The organism is Stenotrophomonas sp. STEN083 (assembly GCF_056759195.1).
Map to the genome: position 1 here is coordinate 41097 of NZ_JBRRCU010000029.1, position 9184 is coordinate 50280.

The following is a 9184-nucleotide window of genomic DNA, read 5'->3' on the forward strand; positions in this document are numbered from 1 at the left end:
ATGCCGGGGCAAGCAGCAAGCTCGCCCCGGCTAGTCCTTCTCAAGCGAATACACCCTTCACGGCGCGTAGTCGCCAACTTGCGGTTTCTCGAACGCCTGCTGCGCACGGATATCACGCGAAGACGCACCTACACGCAGACTGTAGGTGCCCGCATCGGCGACCCAACGGCCCCGGCCCGTATCGAACGAGGCCAGGTCCTTGCCATCGATCTCGAACTGCAGCACCTGCGATTGCCCCGGTTGCAGCTCACCGGTCTTGGCGAACGCACGCAGTTCCTGTGCAGGTTTTTCCAATTCGCCCTGCGGTGCACTCACGTAGACCTGTGCTGCTTCGCGCCCGGCAACCCTGCCGGTATTGGTGATCTTGATGCTGGCACGCACCAGATCCGGTTGGCTGGCATCGACCTGCAGATCGCTGTAACCGAAAGTGGTGTAAGACAGACCAAAACCAAACGGATAGGCGACGTCCACCTCGTGCGTATCAAAGTGGCGATAGCCCACCCAGATGCCATCGCTGTACGTGACCTCCGCGGCGCGGGCAACCTGCCCAAAAATCGACGAGGCATTCGGATCGGGCCCCTGCAGCACCTTGCCTGGGAACCCGTTGCTGGCGGCGTAATCGCTGAGCTGCAGCGCAAACGTATCGACAAGTTTGCCGGAAGGATTGACCGCGCCGGACAGCACATCGGCAATGGCATTACCGGCCTCCTGCCCCGGCTGCCAGGCCAGCAGGATGGCATCGGCAAGCCGGCTCCAACTGCCAGTTTCAATTACTCCGCCGACGTTGAGCACTACCACCAGTTTCTTGCCTTGGGCATGGAAGGCCCTGGAAGTGCGCTGCAGTAGTGCATGCTCGGCTTCGGTCAAGCTGAAGTCCCCGTCGGCCTTTCGGTCTACGAACTCACCTGAGCCGCGACCTATGGTTACGACCGCCAGATCCTGCTGCTGTGCAAGTTGCTGCATCTGCGCATCGCCGATCTCAAGTTCAGGAATACGCGGCTTGCTTAGATACCACTCGGTCTTCGGCAGCTTGGCCGACTCCTCACTGATATAGCGGCCATAAAACCGATTGAGTCCGCTTGCATTGCTGAAACCTGCATTCTCCATCCCCCGGAGCAAACTGATTACATAGGCCTTGTTGACATCGCCGCTGCCGGTGCCACCAGCAATCACCTCATAGCTGCCATGGCCCAGCAAAGCCAGCCGCGCCGCGGCAGGCAGTGGCAACGTCGCAGCTTCATTCTTCAGCAGTACCATGCCTTGGGTAGCAGCGCTGCGCGAGATTTCCGCACTTGCCTGCAGGTCGGGCTGATCCGAATGCGGGAGCCGCTTGTATGCGCGGCTGCGCAGCACCAGCTCCAGCACCTTGGTGACGTTGAGATCCAGCACCTCCTCGTCCAGCGTGCCATCACCCACTGCTGCCAGAATCGCCTTGCGCTGCTTGCCGGTGCCCGGCATCAACAATTCATTGCCTGCCCGCATCTGCGCAACCGCGTCCTGCCCGCCAAACCAATCCGTCATCACCACGCCCTGGTAACCCCATTGCGCGCGCAGCACATCCTTCAGCAACCAGGGACTTTCCGAGGTATAGGTACCATTGAGCTTGTTGTAGCTGGACATCACCGTCCACGGCTGGCCCTTGCGCATCGAGATCTCGAAACCTTTCAGGTAGATCTCGCGCAACGTTCGCTCATCTACCTTTGCATTGAGGGTGTTGCGATTCCACTCATGGTTGTTGACCGCGAAGTGCTTTACCGACGCACCCACGCCGCGCTCCTGCAAACCTTGCACCAACGCCGCTGCGGTCTCACCGCTGACTAACGGGTCTTCGGAGTAATACTCGAAGTTGCGCCCACCCAAAGGATAGCGATGGATGTTCTGCGCCGGCGTCAACATCACATCGATACCGTAGGCCGCCGCCTCGTCCGCAATGGCTGCGCCCACCTGACGCACCAAGGCCGTGTCCCAGGAACTGGCCAGGGCACTGCCTATCGGAAATGCCGTGGCGTAGAAATTTTTGCCTGGCGCGTCCTTGCGGGTCGGCGCAATACGCACGCCGGCCGGACCATCGGCCAATACCAATGACGGAATGCCCAGCCGTGGCACGGACACGGTTGCACCCGCCGCACCGGCGACCTTGTCTTCAATGGCACCGACCACCGGCGCCTGCATGTCATCCGGCAGTCCGGGGAAACTCATGCCCTGGCCGGTGACCAGCTCGACCTTTTCCTGCAAGGTCATCGCCGCCACCACCTGTGCAAGCGGCGCCTTCCCCAACTGCGGAAGCTCCCTGGCCTGGACCGGATTCGTCACCAGCACAGTTGCCGCCATGCTGATCAACAGCGGCACGGGAACCATTGTTTTCTGCATCTTTGCCATTTCACATACTCCGGTTTGCGCCCGCGCATCAGCACAGGACGCTGCATCTATGGAAGTGACGCGCCCGCATCCAGGCAGCGCTTGATCGTCATCTCGGTGATACCGCAGGCACCACCTCGCCGTCGGCGCATGCCCATCCTTCCCCGCTGGCTTGCTGCAATGCGAACGCGCGGCCAGCAGGTGTGGCCGGTCACGGCTTAGAACGAGAAAGTCAGCTGGCTCTGCAGATTCACCGCATCAGGGTGCTGCGTGACCACTACCGGGTTGCGCGTATAGCTCAAGGTATTGACCCAGTAGATGCCACGAAATGCGCGCAGGGCGTACGAAGCCGAAGCAGTTGAGCTGAAGCGCACCGGATCCATGCCCTGCGCAGCAAGGTAGCGGCGTGCGTCATCGCTTACCTCGGTCCGGGTATAACCCAGCGACACCATGTCACCCGGTCGCTTGGCGAAAGGTGCCAGGCTGTATAAGGTCACTGCGTAGTCGGAGCTGAAAATATTGTGCTCGGCCGGGGCGTAGTTGGCTTTCAGGTTGAAATACCAGCCGCGGTAGGGGACGGATACATCGGGCTGGGTGAACTGATGGTCGGCCACCAGGTAGAAGGCGCGGTTGGTGCCCCTGCTATCCGGATTACGGAAGTCGCTGTAGAGCGTGCGGTTGTAAACCGTGCCTTGGCGTATCCAAGTCATGCGGGTATTGGCGCTGGAGGCAACCCGATAGCCGATTTCGTTGACGTAGATCGGCTTGGCGTCCTTCACACTCCACTTCAACCCGGTTGGATTGGCCTCGCTGTCGGCGAGAAAGCCGTCGGGGCTCTGCGAGCGCGCCACACCAAAGTGGTCGTAGAAGCGACCGCTCTTCGAGTACAAGCGGATATCCATGCCCGGCACGGGCTTGAAGGCTGCCATACCGGCTAGGTTGGGAATGATGCTGGTGGGCCCAAGCGCGGAAGATGCCGTACTTGCACCCAGGAACAAGCCTATAAACTGGCCCAGCATTCCGTAGTAGCCATACTGGATACGTACGCGGCCGTCAGCAAACTCCTGTTCAACCGACAACTGGCTGACTGCAGCATCATCATTCAGGCCCGCGTCCCGGTACACGGTTCGCCAACTGTTGACTTCGAAGGTGAGCTGCGACTTTTTGCCCCACCAACCCAGTCGCGACAAGTCGTAGGTGGTGATGGTCGCCAGCGTCCCACTGAAACTGGGCCGCTGTCCGTTGTACGTCTGCGGGCGCGCTTCCTGGCCGCGCAGATCATAGGTCTCGGCGGCGCTGTAGTAACCCATGAACATCCAGCCGTTGTCGTACAACCTCGGCCGCAGGCCCAACAGTTCCGGCGACAGGGTTTCGCAGGTAGTGATGATGGGCGCTTCCGACCCGCGACTGACGAAAGCATCGTAGTCATGGCAACTTGGGCGCGTGGATGTTGCTGACTCCGACGCCGATGAGGAGCCGTCTTGCGGCTCACTTGCGGACGCTTCGTCCGGCAACTGTGCAGCAACAGACTCGACACCAGGCAAGGCGTAAGCCGTTGACGCGGCGAGTCCCAGACAAGTGGCCATCACCATCCTGCTGAAGATGATGCCCCTCCCGTTACAACAATACGTGTTCATTGCCTATCTCTCCCAGGTTGATGAAGAGCAGCCAGCGCCATCCCGGCGGCCTCCCGCGCAGACACAACAGTTCGGCATGCATTGGGGACGCCTTGGTCCAACCAGCTGCCCCGACGTCGGCCTTCCGGCACGTTCTTCATCAGGTGGGGCTTGCCGTTGCGATGCCACCGCGATAACTGCGGCGGCCCGGTGCAACTGCGTGCAATCCCCCTCCGGGATGTTGTTACAGCGGTACGACTCTTGGCCGTTGCGCCGACGCCGCGGCAGTAAACCTATCGACAGGTAGGTTTGTCAAAAACTGTGACGTGGGTACAGCTTGAACACGGATGGCACAGGCCGACAGCGCGGATACACTGCGCGATCACACGACGCGGGATTGAACTTTGCCCACCTCAACGCAGACCTCGTCCGTCAGCCGCCCACGCCGACGTTCGCCAAAGGGCGACATGCGCCGCCAACAGATCCTGGATGCGGCAATGCGCGTGTTCGCGCGCGATGGCTACAGCAATGCCTCCATCGCCGAGGTCGCAACCGATGTCGGCCTCACCCTGCCCGGCCTGCTGCATTACTTTCCGAGCAAGGCCGAGATGCTGCTGGCGGTATTGGAAGTCCGCGATCAACGCAGTCCGCGCCTGCCAGGCTACCCGCAGGATTACACGCTTGAAGATGCCGCAGCGGGACCACCGCTTCCCTGGTCGGAGGTGCTGGATCAGTTGCGCCTGGCCAATCGCGCCAATGCCGACATTCCGGGCGTGATCAAGGCTTTCTCGCTGCTCAACGCAGAAAGCCTCAGCGACGATCATCCCGCACAGGACTGGTTCCGCCAACGCACAGGACTGATGCTGCAGTACATCGCGCACAGCCTGCGGCATGGCCAGGAAACCGGTGAAATCAGCCCCTCAGTTGATCCAGACCAGATCGCCGCCGAACTGATTGCCATGATGGATGGCTTACAGCTGCTGTGGCTGCGCCACCCGGGTAAGGTCAACCTGGAAAAGCACTTCGAAGACTATCTGCAGCGCCTGCAGCAAGCCGTACAGGTCAGCTGATGCCGCCAAGGTGGGCAACTCTGCCTTAGCGGACAGCTGCCTCGTTACTGCCGGGCGTCAGCGCGGCGCAGGACGGTGGGTTGAGAAGACCTGCCGGGCAGCGAAAAACAAAAACCCCGCCGAAGCGGGGTTTTTGTTCAACAGATACAACCGGACTCAGTCGCCCTGCTGCTTCTGCAGGTGCTCCCAACGCTCCTGCGCATCAATCGTGCGCTCGGCGGTGAGACGGGCTTCCAGGCGATCCAGACCGATGTCTTCGCCGGTATCGACGCAGAAACCGTAGTCGCCGGCTTCCAGACGCTTGAGCGTGCTGTCGATCTTGCCGATCAGCTTGCGGTAGCGGTCGCGGGTACGCAGTTCCAGCGAATTCTCTGTTTCGCGGGTTGCACGCTCGGCCTCATCACCGATGTCACGCACTTCCTCGCGCAGGTTCTCGATGGTCTGCTTCGATTCCTCGACCAAGTCCGCACGCCAGTTCAACAGGCGCTGGCGGAAGTACTCCTGCTGCAGCGTGCTCATGTACTCCTCATCTGCGGACGGCTTATAGCCAGCCGGCAGGATCGGACGGCCAGTGGTCTCGTCGATGTTGTATTCGACAACCTTGTACTTGCTGCGCGGTGCCGGAGCGGTCGAACGCGCGGTGACAGCGACTGCAACCTTGCCGACCGGACGGACGGCAACAGGAGCGGTGGATTTGACGGGAGTTTTGACGTTGGATTTCGAAACAGGCACGGGATTCTTGGATTGCGGGGTCTTGGCCACTGGAGCCGGCTTGGCAGCGACCGGCGCAGGTGCCGGAGCTGGGGCCGTCTTGGCGACTTCGACCGGGACAGACTTGGCCGCCGCCGGCTTTGCAGCTGGCTTCGGTACGGACTTGACCACGGGTTTGACAGGAGTCTTGAGCGTCTTGGCAGCCACTGGTTCGGCCACCTTCTTGACTACGGGTTTGGCAGCGGGCTTGGTGGCCTTGGCAACCGGCGCAGCTGCTTTCTTGGCAACTGGCGCGGCAACCGGTTTGGTCACCTTTTTGACCGCTGCCTTCTTGGCAGGGGCCGCCTTTTTAGCGACTGCCGTCTTAACCGCAGCCTTCTTGGCGACGGGTTTGCTGGCAGGAGCTGCTTGCTTGACCGGCGTTTTCTTTGCAACCGCCTTGGTGGCGGGTGCTTTCTTCGCGGCCGGCTTTGCAGCCTTGGCGACCGGCTTGCTTGCAACCGGCTTCGACACCGCCTTCTTCACTACAGGTTTGGCGGTTTTCTTGGCGACCTTGACGGCCTTTTTTGCAGGTTTTTTAGCAGCCACGAAACGCTCTTCCTTGTTTCCCCCGGGGCCCGGGAAAGCGGGCCTTTATAGCCTACCCGACCAGCAGCAGCAACCGCGCCGGGCACCGTATGTGAACGGATGCCCGACCCGTGCAGTACAGGTCCGGTGGCGTCACCGGACCGTTTCGCGCAGTTCGGAACGTAACCAGGCGCGCCATCGCCCCTGGCTGGCAGCGGAAAGCACGTAGTGTTTACCGGCGCCATCCCGCATCCTGCGACAAATACTGCTCGCTTGCCAAGTGGCTTATCATTTAACCGTGATCGGCCGACTCCTCATTGCCGTACTGCGCTCCTACAAGCGCTTCATCAGCCCGCTGCTTGGGCCGCGCTGCCGTTTCTATCCCAGCTGCTCGGAATACTCCATGGACGCGATCCGTATACACGGTCCGCTACGGGGGTGTTGGCTTACCCTGCGCCGGCTGGGGCGCTGCCATCCGTTCCATCCGGGCGGACTGGATCCGGTCCCGGAGCGCGCCGATTCCCCCTCTTGCCGCTGCACAGGAAAACACTGACATGTCCTCCACGCTTATCCGCAATGCCCGTATGGTCAACGAAGGTCGTACCTTCGACGGCGACCTGCGCATCGAGAACGACCGTATCGCGCAGATCGGCAGCGGCTTGACCCCGCGCGATGGCGAGCAGGTGGTGGACGCGGGCGGACGCTGGCTGCTGCCCGGGATGATCGATGACCAGGTCCACTTCCGCGAACCAGGCCTGACTCACAAGGGCGACATCGCCAGCGAGTCGGCAGCCGCAGTGGCTGGTGGCCTGACCAGCTTCATGGACATGCCCAACACCAACCCGCCGACCCTGGATTCGACCATCCTCGAAGCCAAGTACGCGCTGGCCAAGGGCCGCGCCTGGGCCAATTACGGCTTCTATCACGGCGCCAGCAACGACAACCTGGAGGCGATCCGGGTGCTCGACCCGAAGAAAGCCCCGGGCGTGAAGGTGTTCATGGGCGCCTCCACCGGCAACATGCTGGTCGACAACCCGGAAACCCTGGACGCGATTTTCCGCGAGTGCCCGACCCCGATCATCACGCACTGTGAAGACACGCCGATGATCGACGCCAACATGAAGGCGTTCCAGGAAAAATACGGCGACGCGCTGACCCCGGACATGCACCCGGATATCCGCTCGCGCGAGGCCTGCATCAAGTCCACCCGCCTGGCGATGTCGCTGGCGAAGAAGCACGGCACCCGCCTGCATGTGCTGCACATCTCCACCGCCGATGAGCTGGCACTGTTCGAGAAGGGTCCACTGATCCGCGCCGACGGCAGCCGCAAGCAGATCACCGCCGAAACCTGCGTGCACTTCCTGCATTTCGCGCGCCCGGACTATGCAACCAAGGGCAACCTGATCAAGTGCAACCCGGCGATCAAGGAAGTGGCCGACCGCGAGGCGATCACCGCCGCACTGGCCGACGACGTGCTCGATGTGCTGGCCACCGACCATGCTCCACACACCTGGGAAGAGAAGCAGAAGCCCTACGCACAGGCACCGTCCGGCCTGCCGCTGGTGCAGTACGCGCTGGTCGCCGCGCTGGAGCGCGTGCACGAAGGCAAACTGACCCGCGAACAGGTGGTGCAGAAGTTCGCCCACGCCCCGGCGCAGCTGTTCGACGTGGAAGAACGCGGCTTCCTGCGCGAGGGTTACTTCGCCGATCTGGTGCTGGTCGAGGACGTGCCGTTCACGGTCAAGCGCGAGGACGTGCTGTCCAAGTGCGGCTGGTCGCCGTTTGAAGGCACCACCTTCAGTTCGCGCATTGCCTCCACCTGGGTCAATGGCCAGCAGGTGTGGGACGGCAGCAAGCTGGTGGGCGCACCGGCCGGCCAGCGCATGACCTACGACCGTTGATGCGTTCGGTCCTGATGATGGGCGCGCTGCTGCTGGCAGCGCCCCTGCTTACCGCCCTACCCTTGCAGGCTCAGGATGGCATCGGCAACCTGCTCGACAACCGGGTGGTGTTCCCGGCCAGCGCCTCGCAGGGCGCGATGGTGATCGGCAAGGTGCCCTCTGGCAGTACGGTCCGCTATGCCGGCCGTGAACTGCGGGTCAGCAGCTACGGCAGCGTGGTGTTCGGCATCGGCCGCGATGAGAAAGGCCCGCTGCAGGTACAGGTGCAACGCCCGGATGGCGGCAGCGAGGTCGTTTCGATTGCAGTGACTGCGCGCGACTGGCCGGTAGAGCGGGTCAATGGCGTGCCGCCAAAGACGGTGAATCCGCCGCCGGAAATCGCCGAGCGGATTGCCCGTGAACAGGCGCAGGTGACTGAATCGCGCAAGCGCGACGACAACCGCACCGACTTCACCCAGACCTTCATCTGGCCGGTGCAGGGCCGCATCAGCGGCCGCTTCGGCAATGCCCGCGTCTACAACGGACAGCCAGGCAGCGGCCATTCCGGCATGGACATAGCCGTGCCTACGGGTACGCCGGTGAAGGCGCCCGCAGCTGGCATCGTGACGTTTGCAGGCCCGGATCTGTACCTGACTGGCGGCACCCTGGTGCTGGACCATGGCTTCGGCATCAGCTCCAATTTCCTGCACCTATCGCGGATCGATGTAAAGGTCGGTGACAGGATCGAGCAGGGGCAGAACATCGCAGCGGTTGGCGCAACCGGCCGAGCGACCGGCCCCCACCTGCACTGGGGCATGAACTGGTTCGACACGCGCATCGACCCGCTACTGGTGCTGGAACGCGGCAAATAAAGCCGAGGCGCATGTAGTGGGGGGGGGCCGGGAGCGCCAAACGGAACCAACTAACTACCACCCCCCACCGCGCCGGGCCAGAACAGAGCGAAGCCGCGGAGCGGCGGGGA

At 62.2% G+C, this 9184-nt stretch carries 7 protein-coding genes; 4 read left to right on the forward strand and 3 right to left on the reverse strand.

Translation table 11 applies throughout. The annotated features are described in order from the left end of the window. Nucleotides 1–57: 57 nt before the first annotated feature. Nucleotides 58–2379, reverse strand: a complete 2322-nt coding sequence (locus ACVOK8_RS10695) for a beta-glucosidase (protein ID WP_481566791.1) — start codon at nucleotides 2377–2379, stop codon at nucleotides 58–60. A 197-nt stretch (nucleotides 2380–2576) separates the two neighbouring features. Then, nucleotides 2577–3944, reverse strand: a complete 1368-nt coding sequence (locus ACVOK8_RS10700) for a carbohydrate porin (RefSeq protein ID WP_481566792.1) — start codon at nucleotides 3942–3944, stop codon at nucleotides 2577–2579. Between the two features lie 434 nt (nucleotides 3945–4378). On the opposite strand from ACVOK8_RS10700, the gene ACVOK8_RS10705 reads away from it, so the two are divergent. Continuing rightward, the gene (locus ACVOK8_RS10705; protein ID WP_481566793.1) at nucleotides 4379–5044 is read left to right on the forward strand and encodes a TetR family transcriptional regulator; all 666 of its coding nucleotides are present in this window, start codon (nucleotides 4379–4381) and stop codon (nucleotides 5042–5044) included. 156 nt (nucleotides 5045–5200) lie between these two features. Here ACVOK8_RS10705 and dksA read toward each other — a convergent pair whose 3' ends face one another. Then, on the reverse strand, nucleotides 5201–6343 hold the full coding sequence (dksA, locus tag ACVOK8_RS10710; RefSeq protein ID WP_481566794.1) for an RNA polymerase-binding protein DksA: 1143 nt from the start codon (nucleotides 6341–6343) through the stop codon (nucleotides 5201–5203). Between the two features lie 259 nt (nucleotides 6344–6602). On the opposite strand from dksA, the gene yidD reads away from it, so the two are divergent. The 3 genes from yidD to ACVOK8_RS10725 are packed head-to-tail and all read left to right on the forward strand — an operon-like array spanning nucleotide 6603 to nucleotide 9074. Further along, complete coding sequence (gene yidD / locus ACVOK8_RS10715; RefSeq protein WP_481512077.1) at nucleotides 6603–6875, forward strand: membrane protein insertion efficiency factor YidD; 273 nt, start codon at nucleotides 6603–6605, stop codon at nucleotides 6873–6875. Between the two features lies 1 nt (nucleotide 6876). Further along, nucleotides 6877–8223, forward strand: coding sequence for a dihydroorotase (locus tag ACVOK8_RS10720; RefSeq protein WP_481566795.1), 1347 nt, complete (start codon nucleotides 6877–6879; stop codon nucleotides 8221–8223). Further along, nucleotides 8223–9074: a M23 family metallopeptidase gene (locus tag ACVOK8_RS10725; RefSeq protein WP_481566796.1), complete on the forward strand. Its 852-nt coding sequence runs from the start codon at nucleotides 8223–8225 to the stop codon at nucleotides 9072–9074. Before ACVOK8_RS10720 ends, ACVOK8_RS10725 begins: the two co-directional genes overlap by 1 nt. The last annotated feature ends 110 nt before the right edge of the window (nucleotides 9075–9184 follow it).

Excerpts from the sequence above, each read along its gene's own strand:
- ACVOK8_RS10725 (WP_481566796.1), top strand. The coding sequence starts at position 8,223 with ATGCGTTCGGTCCTGATGATGGGCGCGCTGCTGCTGGCAGCGCCCCTG.
- ACVOK8_RS10720 (WP_481566795.1), top strand. The coding sequence starts at position 6,877 with ATGTCCTCCACGCTTATCCGCAATGCCCGTATGGTCAACGAAGGTCGT.
- ACVOK8_RS10695 (WP_481566791.1), bottom strand. The coding sequence starts at position 2,379 with ATGGCAAAGATGCAGAAAACAATGGTTCCCGTGCCGCTGTTGATCAGC.
- ACVOK8_RS10700 (WP_481566792.1), bottom strand. The coding sequence starts at position 3,944 with ATGGCCACTTGTCTGGGACTCGCCGCGTCAACGGCTTACGCCTTGCCT.